The organism is Saccharothrix sp. BKS2 (assembly GCF_047689505.1).
Lineage (GTDB): Bacteria > Actinomycetota > Actinomycetes > Mycobacteriales > Pseudonocardiaceae > Actinosynnema > Actinosynnema lopnurensis.
Window position 1 is genome coordinate 63,306 of sequence record NZ_JAUQOL010000014.1, and the last position, 13,140, is coordinate 76,445.

14 protein-coding genes and 1 pseudogene are annotated in these 13,140 nt (G+C 75.1%); 4 read left to right on the plus strand and 11 right to left on the minus strand.

Annotated elements, in window-relative coordinates:
• Positions 1-480: 480 nt before the first annotated feature.
• Together Q5530_RS27945 and Q5530_RS27950 are read right to left on the minus strand one after the other, a co-directional pair.
• A pseudogene (locus Q5530_RS27945) lies at positions 481-984 on the minus strand (OB-fold nucleic acid binding domain-containing protein); the annotation flags it as partial.
• 14 nt (positions 985-998) lie between these two features.
• On the minus strand, positions 999-2,600 hold the full coding sequence (locus tag Q5530_RS27950) for a DAK2 domain-containing protein (protein WP_415365785.1): 1,602 nt from the start codon (positions 2,598-2,600) through the stop codon (positions 999-1,001).
• Positions 2,601-2,756: 156 nt separating this feature from the next.
• On the opposite strand from Q5530_RS27950, the gene rpmB reads away from it, so the two are divergent.
• Positions 2,757-2,948, plus strand: coding sequence for a 50S ribosomal protein L28 (gene rpmB / locus Q5530_RS27955; protein WP_033431502.1), 192 nt, complete (start codon positions 2,757-2,759; stop codon positions 2,946-2,948).
• A 376-nt stretch (positions 2,949-3,324) separates the two neighbouring features.
• Here rpmB and Q5530_RS27960 read toward each other — a convergent pair whose 3' ends face one another.
• Genes Q5530_RS27960 through Q5530_RS27975 form a run of 4 tightly spaced genes read right to left on the minus strand, consistent with a single transcriptional unit; the run spans position 3,325 to position 6,003 of the window.
• A complete protein-coding gene (locus Q5530_RS27960) occupies positions 3,325-3,999 on the minus strand; it encodes a uracil-DNA glycosylase (protein ID WP_380641459.1) in 675 nt (224 codons plus the stop codon).
• A gap of 14 nt (positions 4,000-4,013) precedes the next feature.
• Entirely contained in the window at positions 4,014-4,535 is a 522-nt protein-coding gene (locus tag Q5530_RS27965; RefSeq protein WP_415365787.1) for a gamma carbonic anhydrase family protein, read from the minus strand.
• Between the two features lie 17 nt (positions 4,536-4,552).
• On the minus strand, positions 4,553-5,023 hold the full coding sequence (locus Q5530_RS27970; protein WP_415365789.1) for a GNAT family N-acetyltransferase: 471 nt from the start codon (positions 5,021-5,023) through the stop codon (positions 4,553-4,555).
• Between the two features lie 14 nt (positions 5,024-5,037).
• Positions 5,038-6,003: a thiamine-phosphate kinase gene (locus Q5530_RS27975; protein ID WP_380641465.1), complete on the minus strand. Its 966-nt coding sequence runs from the start codon at positions 6,001-6,003 to the stop codon at positions 5,038-5,040.
• A gap of 97 nt (positions 6,004-6,100) precedes the next feature.
• On the opposite strand from Q5530_RS27975, the gene Q5530_RS27980 reads away from it, so the two are divergent.
• Together Q5530_RS27980 and Q5530_RS27985 are read left to right on the plus strand one after the other, a co-directional pair.
• On the plus strand, positions 6,101-6,334 hold the full coding sequence (locus tag Q5530_RS27980) for an Lrp/AsnC family transcriptional regulator (protein WP_344035252.1): 234 nt from the start codon (positions 6,101-6,103) through the stop codon (positions 6,332-6,334).
• Positions 6,335-6,354: 20 nt separating this feature from the next.
• Entirely contained in the window at positions 6,355-6,936 is a 582-nt protein-coding gene (locus tag Q5530_RS27985; protein ID WP_415365790.1) for a DUF3515 domain-containing protein, read from the plus strand.
• 1 nt (position 6,937) lies between these two features.
• Here Q5530_RS27985 and Q5530_RS27990 read toward each other — a convergent pair whose 3' ends face one another.
• Together Q5530_RS27990 and Q5530_RS27995 are read right to left on the minus strand one after the other, a co-directional pair.
• Positions 6,938-8,005, minus strand: a complete 1,068-nt coding sequence (locus tag Q5530_RS27990) for a D-alanine--D-alanine ligase family protein (RefSeq protein ID WP_415365792.1) — start codon at positions 8,003-8,005, stop codon at positions 6,938-6,940.
• A 113-nt stretch (positions 8,006-8,118) separates the two neighbouring features.
• Entirely contained in the window at positions 8,119-9,576 is a 1,458-nt protein-coding gene (locus Q5530_RS27995) for a PLP-dependent aminotransferase family protein (protein ID WP_415365977.1), read from the minus strand.
• On the opposite strand from Q5530_RS27995, the gene Q5530_RS28000 reads away from it, so the two are divergent.
• Positions 9,575-10,252 (plus strand): pyridoxamine 5'-phosphate oxidase family protein, encoded by a 678-nt coding sequence (locus Q5530_RS28000; RefSeq protein ID WP_380641471.1) that lies wholly within the window; start codon positions 9,575-9,577, stop codon positions 10,250-10,252. The genes Q5530_RS27995 and Q5530_RS28000 overlap by 2 nt on opposite strands.
• Here Q5530_RS28000 and Q5530_RS28005 read toward each other — a convergent pair.
• The 3 genes from Q5530_RS28005 to Q5530_RS28015 all read right to left on the minus strand — a co-directional run bounded on the left by Q5530_RS28005 (position 10,209) and on the right by Q5530_RS28015 (position 13,140).
• Positions 10,209-10,703, minus strand: a complete 495-nt coding sequence (locus Q5530_RS28005) for a cysteine dioxygenase (RefSeq protein WP_415365793.1) — start codon at positions 10,701-10,703, stop codon at positions 10,209-10,211. The two genes, Q5530_RS28000 and Q5530_RS28005, sit on opposite strands and share 44 nt — an antisense overlap.
• Before the next feature lie 215 nt (positions 10,704-10,918).
• Complete coding sequence (locus tag Q5530_RS28010; RefSeq protein WP_415365794.1) at positions 10,919-12,139, minus strand: cystathionine gamma-lyase; 1,221 nt, start codon at positions 12,137-12,139, stop codon at positions 10,919-10,921.
• On the minus strand, positions 12,136-13,140 hold the full coding sequence (locus Q5530_RS28015) for an NAD(P)H-dependent glycerol-3-phosphate dehydrogenase (protein ID WP_415365796.1): 1,005 nt from the start codon (positions 13,138-13,140) through the stop codon (positions 12,136-12,138). The genes Q5530_RS28010 and Q5530_RS28015 overlap by 4 nt, the downstream gene beginning before the upstream one ends.

Genomic DNA, 13,140 nt, shown 5'->3' on the forward strand with positions numbered 1-13,140 from the left:
GGCGGCGATCACCTCGTCACCGGGCTCGATGTCGCCCATCGGCCGGAACCCGGTCGGGGTGAGCACGCCCGCGTCCAGCGGCTGCGCCTTGCCCGAGCCGACCTCCCCCTGGAGCAGCCGGTTCATCGGGTGCTCGCCGGACAGGTCGGCGGCGATCCGCTCCCCCACCTCGCGCTGCCCGGCGGTCAGCTCGAACGGCAGCCGGTCGTCGAACGCGTCGCGCACCCGGCCGGTGCGGGGCGGGCAGGCGGGGGCCGGGCGGGCGTTGGACGACCGCCGCCGCTGCGCCAGGGCCAGCTGGACGGCCATCGCCTCGTCCCACTTCAACCGCTCCTGCGCCACCGCGATCGCGGCCCAGCCGTCGGGGCGGTGGACGTCCCGCAGCGCCTTCTCCAGCGGCACGAGCCCGCGCTCCTGCCGCAGCGCGGCGGGCAGCGGGTCCTCGGCCACGCCGTCCCACAGGGCCAGGACCTGCTCGACGCAGTTGGACACGTGCCACGACTGGATGCCCTGCGCCGCCGGGTAGACCGGGATGAACGCGCCCGCGAACCTGGCCGCGTCGCCCTCGAACCCGTCGAGCACCTGGTAGTCGGGGTGGGCCAGCTGGAGCTTGCCGTTGAACATGCCGACCTTGCCCGCGAACATCGCCTCGCGGCCGGGCAGCAGCTCGCGCTCGACCTTGCGGGAGCCGCGGCCGAAGAACACCAGGTGCAGGTCGCTCGACCCGTCGGTGATGACGGCTTCGAGCAGCTCGCCGCTGCGCGACTTCATCCGCCGCTGGCGCGCGCTCTTCACCCGCGCCTGCACGGTCACGTGCTCACCGAGCTCCAGGCCCTTGATCTCGGTGAGCTTGCCGCGCTCGTCGTACCGGCGCGGGTAGTGGCGCAGCAGGTCACCGACCGTGCGCAGGCCCAGGCCGGACCCCAGCGCGTCGGCGCTCTTCTTGCCGAGCACCGGTTCCAGCTCGTCGTCGAAGGTCGTCATCCCGGCCCATCCAACTACTCGACACCGACAACCAGGATCGCGTCCGGCTGCCCGCCCGCGTAGGCGGCCAGCTCCACCTCGGGGTGGGCGACGCGGAGGTGATCCTCCAGCACGCGCCCGATCCCGCTCGGGGCACCCCGGCCGAGCAGCACGGTGACCAGCTCACCGCCGCTGGCGAGCATCCGGTCCACCAGCCGGCACGCCAGCGCGCCCACGTCGGCGGAACCGGGCTCGATCAGCACGACCTCGCCGTCCACCATGCCGAGCAGGTCGCCGGGCGAGCAGCGGCCGACCCAGGTGATGGCCTCCCGGCCGGACACCGCGACCTCGCCGCGCCTCGTCGCGGCGGCGGCCTCGGCCATGGCCACCACGTCGTCGCCCGCCCGCCGGGACGGCGAGTGCACGGCGAGCGCGGCCAGCGCCTGCACCGGCGAGAACGTCGGCACCACGACCACGTCCTGACCGGCGGCGCACGCCTGCGCCACGGCGTCGTCCAGCGGCTCGCGCAGCTCCGGGCCGCCGGGCAGCACGGTCACGTGCCGGGCCCGCGTGCCGGTCAGCACGGCGAGCACGTCGGCCGCGGTCACCGGTCCGCCGGTGTCGAGCACCACCGCGCCCTCGGAGCGGAACAGCTCCACCGCGCCGGGGCCGTCGACCAGCACCACCACCGCCCGCTCGCGGGTGAACCGGGACGCCTGGGCCTCGACCTGGTCGGCGAACCTGGCCACCGTGATCCGGTGGGGGCGGCCCGCCTCGACGCCGGCCTCCACCGCCGCGCCGATGTCGTTGCAGTGGACGTGCACGGTCCACAGGCCCGCGCCGTCGCCCACGACCGACACGCAGTCGCCCAGCGCGCCCAGCACGACCTTCAGGCGCTCGGCCCCGGGGTCCCCGGCCACGCCGTCGAGCAGGTACATGACCTCGTACTCGAACTCCGGCGACCCGGCCTCGCGCGCGGTGGTCAGCGCGTCGCGCGGCACCGGCGGCCCGGCGGGCGCGGGCGCCACCGCCTGCCCGGTGATCACCGCGGCCAGCGCGTCCAGCAGCACCACCAGGCCCCGGCCGCCCGCGTCGACCACCCCGGCGCGGGCCAGCACGGCCAGCTGGCGCGGGGTGTCGGCCAGCGCGTCGGCGCCCGCGCCGGCCGCCGCGGTCACCACGTCGCCCAGCTCGTCGGAACCGCAGTCGCGGGCCGCCGCGGCGGCGGCGCCCAGCACGGACAGCACGGTGCCGGGCACGGGCTCGGACACCGCGGCGGTGGCCAGTTCGTCGGCCCGCAGCAGGGCCCGGCGCAGCGACGCGCCGGTGGCCGTGGAGGCGCCCTGGGCCGCCTCGGCGAGCCCGCGCAGCACCTGGGACAGGATCACCCCGGAGTTGCCGCGGGCGCCGGCCAGCGCGCCGCGCGCCAGGGCGGCCAGCGCGCCGCCGACCGAGTCCACGGGCGTGCGGAGCAGGTTGTCCAGGGCCGAGCGCATGGTCTGGAGCAGGTTCGTGCCGGTGTCGCCGTCGGGCACCGGGAAGACGTTGATGCGGTCGATGTCCTCCCGGTTGGCGTCCAGGGACCGCACACAGGCGTCCGCCCACTGGCGCACCGCGACCGCATCGAGAGCCCGCATGGCGGGAGGGTACTTCGGCGCGGTGGCGCCCCGGTTTGGAGGCGGTGCCGCCCACGGGCTACCCTGTGGGAGTTGCCATGCCCGGCTGAGGCTTGTGCACGCTTGCGCGCCCGCCGGGGCGTGAGTACCGCTGAAGAACCTTAAGGAGTGGCTGACGTGGCTGCCGTGTGCGACGTCTGTGGCAAGGGGCCGGGCTTCGGCAAGTCGGTCTCGCACTCCCACCGACGCACCAACCGCCGGTGGAACCCGAACATCCAGACCGTGCGCGCGAAGGTCTCGCCCTCGCAGCGCCAGCGGTTGAACGTGTGCACCTCGTGCCTGAAGGCGGGCAAGGTGGTGCGCGGCTGACGACCGCGCCCCCCACGCGTTGAGAAGGGGCCCGGTCACCTCGCCAGAGGTGGCCGGGCCCCTTGTCGTCCACCCCGGGCCTGCCGGGCGGCGGGTACGGGGTGCCAGAGGACGAACCCGCCAGGCCCTGGTGGCGAGCCCGGGACTCCGGGGTGGACGACTGCGGTGTCCGGGTGGACGTCCCGGGGATTGCCCGGTCGCCCCGCGTCAAGCAGGAATCACTCGAAAGAGGAACGGATCAACGCCGGGGTGGCACGGCAGCGCCCGCGCCCCGCACTTCCGCGTCACGGCAGCAGCCGCGCGCCTCGTCGCGCCATGACAGCTTCCGCGCCCAGCGCTCCCGCGTGTCACGGGAGCGCCGAAACCGGGGCGGTCCCTACGGGAGCTTCCAGTCGACCGGGGCCGCGCCCTGCTCCACCAGCAGGTCGTTGACCTTGCTGAACGGCCGCGAGCCGAAGAAGCCGCCGGCCGCCGACAGCGGGCTCGGGTGCACCGACTCGACGCACGGGAACGGCGCCAGCAGCGGCTTGAGCGCCCGCGCCTGGCTGCCCCACAGGATCGCCACCAGCGGGGTGTCGCGCGCCGCCAGGGCCTTGATCGCCTGCTCGGTCACCGGCTCCCAGCCCTTGTTGCGGTGGGAGTTCGACTTGCCCGGCTGCACGGTCAGCGCCCGGTTGAGCAGCAGCACGCCCTGCTCGGTCCACGGCGTCAGATCGCCGGTGGACGGCTTCGGGTGGCCCAGGTCGGACGTGTACTCCTGGTAGATGTTGACCAGGCTCTTGGGGATCGGCCGCGTCTCGGGCGACACCGAGAAGCTCAGGCCGACGGCGTGCCCCGGCGTCGGGTACGGGTCCTGGCCGACGATCAACACCCTGACCGAGTGGAACGGCTGCTGGAACGCCCGGAGCACGTTCTCCCCGGCGGGCAGGTAGGTGCGTCCCGCGGCCACCTCGGCGCGCAGGAACTCCCCCATCTTCGCGACCTGGTCGGCCACCGGGGCGAGCGCCTCGGCCCAGCCGGATTCCACGATTTCCTCAAGAGGGCGTGCCACGGCGGGACCCTATCTCAGTCCAGTCGGCGCAGTTCCCCTCGGTACCGGGAGATGTTCTCGACGTAGTTGTCGACGATGAACTTCCACGCGCCCTCGGGCACCACGTGGCCCTCGCGCACGCGGGCCGGCACGCCGAGCGCCATGGACCGCGCCGGGATCCGGCCGTCGAACGAGACCACCGCGCCCGCGCCGACGATCGCGCCCTCCCCGACCACGGAGCCGTTGAGCACCACCGAGCCGGAGGCGATCAGGCACCCGTCGGCGATGGTCGCGCCCTCGATGTGCACGTTGTGGCCGATCACGCACTCCGCGCCGATCAGCGCCGGGTGGACCTGGGTGCAGTGCACGACCGTGCCGTCCTGGACCGAGGTGCGCTCCCCGACCTCGATGCGCCCGTAATCGCCGCGCAGCACCGCCTGGGGCCACACCGAGGCGTGCGCGCCGATCCGGACGTCGCCGATCACGGTCGCGTCGGGGTGCACGTAGGCGTCCGGGTGGATCTCCGGTGCCACGTCGCCCAGCGCGTAGATCGCCACCGCGTCCTCCAGCGTGCTCAGAGTTCCTTCGCGAAGCAAAGGCTGTTGGGATGATCGCGGTAGACGCCGAAGTTGTCGATACGGGTGTAGCCGCTGCGGGTGTAGAGCCCGATCGCCTCGGGCTGCCGGTCGCCCGTCTCCAGCACCATGCGCCGGCGCCCGACCGCGCGCGCCGCGTCCTCCAGCGCGGTCAGCACGAGCCGCGACAGGCCGCGCCCGCGCAGGGCGTCCACCACGTACATGCGCTTGATCTCGGCGTCGCCGGGGCGCAGCGAGTCCAGCGCCTCGTCGTGCGCGCGCCAGCCGCCGCAGGCCACCGGGCCGCCGTCGAGGTAGCCGACCACGAAGTGGCCGGCGGGCGCGGCGAACTGCGCCGGGTCGACCGGCGTCACGTCCTCGTCGCCGTAGCGCACCACGAAGACCTGCTGGAGCTCCGCGATCAACTTGACCGCGTCTGGATGGTCATACGGGAGCGTGCATAGTTCCACACCGATCAGGCTACCTAGCGCCAGTGCTCCCAACCAGGGGGCTTCTCGTACGCGCGGCCGTCCACGGTCACCCCGCTGCCGTGCCGGACCGTGCCGATCGTGGTCCACCCCTCGGGCACCGCGGCGGGCTCGGGGAACGCCGCGGCCAGCGCGTGGTCCTCGCCGCCGGTGAGCACCCAGTGCCGGGCGTCCGCGCCGAGCGCCGCGGCCACGTCGATCAGCCGGGGGTGCACCTCCAGCAGCTCGGTGCGGATGTCGATGCCGATGCCGGACTCGTCCGCGATGTGCCCGAGGTCGGCCAGCAGCCCGTCCGACACGTCGATCATCGCGGTCGCGCCGGCCTCGGCGGCCTGCGGACCGGCCGCGTACGGGGGTTCGGGGTTCCGCTGCGCGCCGACCACCGCGACCGGCGACCGGAACCCCCGCTGGAGCACCGCCAGGCCGCCCGCCGCCCAGCCGAGGCGACCGCACACCGCGATCACGTCGCCGACCTGGGCGCCGGACCGCGTCACCGGCTCCAGGCCGTTCATGTCGCCCATCGCCGTAACGGAGATCACCAGTGTCGCGGAGGACACCATGTCGCCGCCCACCACGCCCGCGCCCGCGACGACCGCCTCCTGCCACAGCCCGGCGGTGATGCCCTCGACCACCGCGGAGGGGGTGTCGGCGGGGCAGGCGAGGCCGATCGTGAGGGCCGTCGGGATGGCTCCCATCGCGGCCACGTCGGCCAGGTTCACGGCCGCCGCCTTGCGGCCGACCTGCTCGGGAGAGGACCAGTCGAGTCTGAAGTGGACACCTTCGACGAGCACGTCGGTGGACACCACCACGCGGCCGTCCGGCGCGGCCACCACGGCCGCGTCGTCACCCGGCCCCAGCAGGGTGGTGGGCGGTTGCGTCCGACCCGCCGTCACGCGGCGGATGAGACCGAACTCACCCACTTCAGCGACCGTGTCCGCGCTGTGCGGCGGCTCCGGACGCACGATTGCCTCCCGTTCTGAGCATTCGGAACCCCAACTGGGGTACGTTGCTGTGCACGTTCCTACCCCGACCCAACCTGTCGCGACGAAGGGGCACGCCGTGGTCCACGCATACATCCTCATCCAGACCGAGGTCGGGAAGGCAGCCGCCGTCGCGGCGGAGATCTCGGGCATCCCGGGCGTGGCCCAGGCGGAGGACGTCACCGGTCCCTACGACGTGATCGTCCGCGCCGAGGCCGAGACCGTGGACCAGTTGGGCCAACTGGTGGTCGCCCGCATCCAGAACGTCGAGGGCATCACCCGAACGCTGACCTGCCCGGTGGTCCACCTCTGACGCCGTGCTGTCATAGCGGCGTGGCACCGCAACCGGACACCGCACCACCGCTTCCGCGTCCGCTGACCGCCGTGGCCGTCGGCCTGTCGGCGCTGCTGGTGGCGGGGGTGGGGGCCGTGGGCCTCTTCTCCCGCACGGTCGGCGAGGACACCCCCGCCGCACCGCCGCCGGTGGACCGCTCCGGGCCCGTCGCGCTGGTGCCCGTGCCCGCCCCGGCGGCCGGGTCCGACGCGTGCCGGGCGCTGCTGGGCGCGCTGCCCGCGGAGCTGGTCTCCAACGGGACCGCGCTGCCGCGCCGCGAGCTGGCCTCCCCCGCGCCCGAGGGCGCCCTCGCGTGGGGCGACGCCGCGCACGAGCCGGTGGTGCTGCGGTGCGGGCTGGACCGGCCGGGCGACCTGGCGCCGACCTCCGAGCTGCGCACCGTCTCCGAGGTGGAGTGGCTGGTGCTGTCGGCCGCGGGCTCGGCCACCTGGTACGTCGTGGACCGGCCGGTGTACGTGGCGCTGACCCTGCCGACCGACGCGGGCACGGGGCCCCTCCAGGACATCTCGGCGACCGTCCGAGACACCCTGGCGAAGGGCCCCGTGGACACGCGGGGCTGACCTACCGCAGGCCGGTGCCGCGGGCGATCGCCGTCTCGACCAGCGTGGTCAGCAGGGACGGGTAGTCCAGACCGGTCTCCGCCCACATCCGCGGGTACATCGAGATCGGCGTGAAACCCGGCATGGTGTTGACCTCGTTGACCACCAGCCGCTCGTCCTCGGTGACGAAGAAGTCCACCCGGGCCAGGCCCTGGCAGTCCAGCGAGCGGAACGCCGTGACGGCCATCTCGCGCAGCGCCCCGGCGACCCCCTCGGGCAGCTTCGCGGGCACGTCGAACTCGCACACGTCGTCGAGGTACTTGGCGTCGAAGTCGTACCAGTCGACCTCGCCGCCGACCACGCGCAGCTCGGCGGGCACCGACGCCTCCACCCGGCCGTCGGGGAACTCCAGCACGCCGCACTCGACCTCGCGGCCGGGAACGCCGGCCTCGATGATCACCTTGGGGTCGGTCTTGCGGGCCAGGGCGATGGCGCCGTCCAGGTGCTGCCAGTCGACGACCTTGGAGATGCCCACCGAGGACCCGGCGCGCGCGGGCTTGACGAAGACCGGCAGCCCGAGGCGCTCGCGGTCGGCGTCGGACAGCGTGTCCTGGTCGCGCCGCAGCACGGCGTACCGGCCGACCGGCAGGCCCGCGCCCTCCAGCAGGCGCTTGGTGAACTCCTTGTCCATCGCCGCGGCGCTGGCGAGCACGCCCGGCCCGACGTAGGGCAGGTCGGCCAGCTCCAGCAGGCCCTGGACCGTGCCGTCCTCGCCCCACGCGCCGTGCAGCAGCGGGAAGACGACGTCCACGCCGGACAGGGCCTCGCCCGGGGCGACCGGCTCCAGGTGCCCGCCCGAGACGGGGACCAGCGCGGTGACCGACGGCAGTTGCCGGTCACGCACCTCCAGCGCCTTCGTGTCGTCGGCGCCGACCACCCACGCGCCTGCTTCGGTGATGCCCACGGGCACCACCTCGAACCGCTCCCGGTCGAGGTGCGGCAGGACGCTGCCGGCGGACAGGCAGGAGACCTTGTGCTCGCTGCTGCGCCCGCCGAACACCACGGCGACCTTGGTCTTGCGCTGTGTCATGGATCGGACCCTACCCGGATGGCGTAACAGCGTGACCGGACCGCTCGGGGGGCTGGGCGGGTGGGTTGGCAGGGTCGGTGCCCGGCCGGGCAGGGCCACTCAGCGCGAGCCGCTCAACCCAGAACCGCCCGCAGCAGCGCGATCAGCTCGGGCACGGCGGCGGCCAACTGGTCGCGCGAGCAGGCGCTGTAACCGATGGCCGCGCCGTGCACCCTGGGCCGGCCCGCGTGGTGACGACCCAGGCCGTCCAGGCGCAACCCCTTCGCGTGGGCCGCGGCGAGCACGTCGCGCTCGGCCTGCGCGGTGGGCAGGGGCACCACGATGTGCGCGCCCGCGTCGTCGCCCAGCACCGGGACGCCCGCCTCCGCGAAGGCCGCCGACAGCAGCGCGCGGCGCTCGGACAGCTCGCGGCGCAGCCTGCGCAGGTGGCGCCCCAGGTCGCCGTTGCGCGCCAGCTCGACCAGCACCCGCTGGCCGGCCGCCGACGGGCTGGTGCCGGTGCGGTCGCGGTGGTCGTTCACCTCGGCCGCGACCTGCTCGGGCGCGACCATCCAGCCCGCGCCGAGCGTCGGGGTGAGGATCTTGCTGGTGGTGCCCAGGTGCACGACCACGTCCGGCGCGAGGGCCGCCAGCAGCGGCAGGGGCGCCACGTCGTAGCGCAGCTCGCCGTCGTAGTCGTCCTCGACCACCAGCCAGCCCTCGGCCCGCGCCCGCTCCACCAGGGCGACCCGGCGCGCCGCCGACATGCGCCCGCCCATCGGGTACTGGTGCGCGGGCGAGCAGTAGACACCGCGCACGCCCGCGGGCACGCCCTCCACCAGCAGGCCCTCGGCGTCGACGGGCGCCTGCACCACGCGCACGCCCGCCGAGCGCAGCGCCCACACCGCCCGCTGGTAGCCGGGTTCCTCCACGGCCACCACGTCACCGGGCCGCAGCACCGCCGCGGCCAGCTCCACCAGCGCCGCGGTCGTGCCGCCGGTCGCGAGCACCGACTCCTCCCGCAGCCCGCCGCGCACGGCCAGGCCGCGGTGGCGCAGCAGGTGCTCGGCGACCACGGCGCGGTACTCGGGCAGGCCCGCGCGGGACGGGCGGAACAGCGGCGGCACGTCCGCGGCCGCCCGCCAGGCCCGCCGCCACGCCGCGCGGTCCAGGCCCTCGGCCCACGGCGCGCCCGGCGCCAGGTCCACCACGTCGGCGGGCGCGGGCGCGGTGGTGGTGCGGCGGGCGCGGGCGCGCAGGGCGCCGGGCGGCGTGGTCGTCACGTAGGTGCCCGAACCGTGCCGGCCCGCGATCCAGCCCTCGGCGTGCAGCTGCTCGTACGCCGCCGCGGTCACCGTCCGGCTCACGCCCAGCCGCTCGGCCAGCGCCCGGGTCGAGGGCAGCCGGTCGCCGCTGCGCAGCCTGCCGTCCGCGGCCGCCTCGCGCAGCGCGTCCGCCAGCTGCACGGCCAGCGGCTCGGCCGAGCCGCGGTCCAGCGCCACCGCCAGTGCCGTAACCGCCACAGTGGTCTCCTCTAATAGCCTGTAATTGGCTCTTGTTGGAGGCCACTTTAGCGGTGAGGCTGGTCGCATGACGTTGTCGCCGACGCCCCGCAGCACGGTGAAGCGCGGACACCAGCGCGCCGTGACCGAACGCCCCGCCCTGCACGCCGTCCTGGACGCCGCGCTCGTCTGCCACCTCGCGGTGGTCGTCGACGGCGCGCCGCTGGTGGTCCCGACCGGCTACGGCCGCGACGGCGACACCCTCTACCTGCACGGTTCGACCGGCGCGCGCAGCCTGCGCGAGGCCGAGGCGGGCGTGCCCGTGTGCGTCGGCGTGACCGTGCTCGACGGCGTGGTCTACGCGCGCTCCCTGTTCGGCCACTCCCTGAACTACCGCTCGGCGGTCGTCCACGGCGTCGCCCGGCCCGTCACCGGGCGGGAGGCCAAGCTGCACGGCCTGCGCGTGCTCACCGAGCACCTCTCCCCCGGCTCCTGGGACTACGCCCGGCAGCCCACGGCCAAGGAGCTGGCCGCCACGTCGGTGCTGGCGCTCGACCTCACCGAGGCGTCGGTGAAGGTCCGCGGCGGCCCGCCCGGCGACCACGAGGACGACGTGGCCGCCAACGAGCGGTGGGCGGGCGTGCTGCCGGTGCGCGCGGTCTGGGGCGAGCCCGAGCCGGACCCGTCGCTCGTCGGCGACTGGGACGTCCCGCCGCACGTCGTCACGCGCAGTCGGGCCTCGTCGCCGCCGGGACCTCGCGCGTAGGCCCGGCGACCGGGTCGTACCGGTACGGGCGCATGGTGCGCCCGCCGTCGCGGTAGACGTGGATCGTGACCGCCGGGTCGACGCCGTCGTTGCGGACCCGGTGCACGTAGTCGGGGCCGAACACGCGCGACTGGCCGGCCACCAGGTGGTGCAGGACCTGGCGGCGGCCCACCGCGACGATCTCCGTCAGGGAACCGCTGACCAGCGTGAACGCCCCGGTGGTGAGGCCGTGGTCGTGCAGGTCGGTGTGCTGGCCGGGCAGCCAGCTCATCAGCCACACCTCCTGGTCCCCGGTGCGCTCCACCAGGGCGGCGAAGCGGGTGTCGGGGTCGTAGCGGAGCAGGTGGGACCAGCGCTCGCGCCGTGCCGCGGTGTCCAGCGCGATCCGCACGGGGTGCAGCGCGCCGTGGGACTGGGGCAGGGCGATCGTGTTCTCCGGAACGGCGAACATGGTTCCTTCTCGGGATCTCGGGGGCGTGCGGGCCTCAACGGCTCGCGGGGCGCGAGGCGATCACCGAGGGAGACAGAGCGCGCTGGCGACCAGGCCGAGGTCGATGTGACCCCGCCCGGCGGTCCTGGCGCGGAAAGACATGGGACCGAGGGTGGCAGCGCCCCCGGTCCCCCGCAAGCGCGTCCCACGAAATGGACCCGTTCAGGTGGCCCCGCTCAGAGCGAGGCGAGCACGTCCGCCACCAGGTCGGCGGTGTCCTCGCAGCCGGCGGACAGCCGGACCAGGCCCTCCGGCACCGGGTCGCCCCAGTGGGCGCGCCGGTCCAGGGTCGTGTGCAGGCCGCCGAAGCTGGTGCTGGCGTACACCAGCCGCGATCGCTCCAGGAACGCCCCGACCGCCGCGGCGTCGGCCAGCACGAAGGTCAGCACGCCGCCGAACCGCCGCATCTGGCGGGCCGCCACCTCGTGGGCCGGGTCCTCCGGCGAGCCCGGCCAGCGCAGGCCGGTCACCGCCGGGTGGTCCTTGAGCACCTCGTACAGCGCCGCGGCGTTCTCGGCCTGGCGGGTCAGGCGCAGGTCGAGGGTGCCCAGGCCGCGGTGCGCGAGCCAGGACTCGAACGGGCCGGGGATCGCGCCGCCGGTGGTGCGCGCCGCCCGCACCCGCCCGGCCAGGTCCTGGTCGGCGGTCGAGACGTGGCCCAGCAGGACGTCGCTGTGCCCGGCGACCGCCTTGGTGTCGCTGCCGACCACGACGTCCGCGTCCAGCCGCAGCGGCTGCTGCCCGAGCGGCGTCGCGGTCGTGTTGTCCACCGCCACCAGCGCGCCCGCCGCGTGGGCCGCCCGCGCCAGCGCCGCGATGTCGCAGACCTCCAGACCCGGGTTGGACGGCGACTCCAGCAGCACCAGCCGGACCCCCTCGAACGAGGGGTAGGGGCCCGCCGTGGGCGCCTCCACGACCCGCACCGGCATCTCGGCGACCAGGGTGCGGGTCAGGTAGTAGCCGTCGCTCGGCACCACCACGGTGTCGCCGGGCGCGAGCACCACGCGCAGCAGGGTCGAGATCGCGGCCATGCCGGACGGGAACAGCACGGCCGTGCCGCCGTCCAGCTCGCCCAGCGCGGCCTCCAGCGCCCGCCACGTCGGGTTGTGCGCGCGGCCGTAGGTGTCCTCGCCGCCCAGGTGGTAGGCCGAGGCGAACACCGGGCCCGCCAGGAACGGCTGCCCCGGCGCGACCGGCGCGGAGTGGACGACCCGCGTGCCGTCGCCCCAACCGGCCGCCGCGCCACCGCCGGTGGTCGCCGCGCCGTCCGCCGCCGGGCCCTCCGCTGTCGCGCCACCCGCCGCCGCGCCACCCGCCTCCGCGCCACCCGCCTCCGCGCCCTCCGCTGTCGTGCCACTCATCATCGCGCCACCCGCCGCGCCTTCGTTCCCGCTCACTGCCGTTCCGCCTTCCGCTCCCGCCCGAGCAGCGCCGCCGTCAGCACGCGCGGGTCCATCCCCTCGTGGCACACCCGGTGCACGCCCTCCGTAATCGGCATGTCCACGTCCAGCCGCGCCGCCAGCTCGCGGATCGACGAGCACGACTTGACGCCCTCGGCGACCTGACCGTGCGCGGCCTCCTGGGCCTGCGCGATGGAGTCGCCGCGCCCCAGCCTCTCCCCGAACGAGCGGTTGCGCGACAGCGGCGAGGCGCACGTGGCCACCAGGTCGCCCAGCCCCGCCAGCCCGGCGAGGGTCAGCGGGTCCGCGCCCAGCGCCTCCCCCAGCCGCGCGGTCTCGGCCAGGCCGCGGGTGATGAGCGAGGCCATCGTGTTGTCGCCGAACCCCATGCCCGCGGCCATCCCGCAGGCCAGCGCGATGACGTTCTTGCACGCCCCGCCCAGCTCGCAGCCGACCACGTCCACGTTCGTGTAAGGCCGGAAGTAGGAGTTCGAGCAGGCGTGCTGGAGGTCGACCGCGCGGTCGTGGTCGGTGCACGCGATGACCGTCGCGGTCGGCTGCTCGGCGGCGATCTCGCGGGCCAGGTTCGGCCCGGACACCACCGCGACCCGGTCCTCCGGCACGGCGGCGACCTCGCGGACCACCTCGCTCATCCGCTTGAGCGTGCCCAGCTCCACGCCCTTGGCCAGGCTGACCAGGGTGGCGTCCCGGGGCAGCAGGTCGCGCCAGCCGGAGAGGTTCGCGCGCAGCGTCTGGCTCGGCACGGCCAGCACCACGGCCTCCGCGCCGTCGAGCGCCTTGGCCGCGTCGGAGGTGGCGGCCAGGTTGTCCGGGAGGACGATGCCCGGCAGGTAGTCGGCGTTCACCCGCCCCGCGGCGATGGCGTCGGCGACCTCGGGCCGCCGCGCCCACAGCACCACGTCGGTGCCGGCGTCGGCGAGCACCTTGGCGAAGGCCGTGCCCCACGACCCGGCGCCCAGCACCGCGACCCGCTCCAC

Coding starts and splice junctions, on each gene's coding strand:
- Q5530_RS28005 (WP_415365793.1), bottom strand. CDS start 10,703: ATGTTCGCCGTTCCGGAGAACACGATCGCCCTGCCCCAGTCCCACGGC.
- Q5530_RS28000 (WP_380641471.1), top strand. CDS start 9,575: ATGACGTTGTCGCCGACGCCCCGCAGCACGGTGAAGCGCGGACACCAG.
- Q5530_RS27995 (WP_415365977.1), bottom strand. CDS start 9,576: ATGCGACCAGCCTCACCGCTAAAGTGGCCTCCAACAAGAGCCAATTAC.
- Q5530_RS27990 (WP_415365792.1), bottom strand. CDS start 8,005: ATGACACAGCGCAAGACCAAGGTCGCCGTGGTGTTCGGCGGGCGCAGC.
- Q5530_RS27950 (WP_415365785.1), bottom strand. CDS start 2,600: ATGCGGGCTCTCGATGCGGTCGCGGTGCGCCAGTGGGCGGACGCCTGT.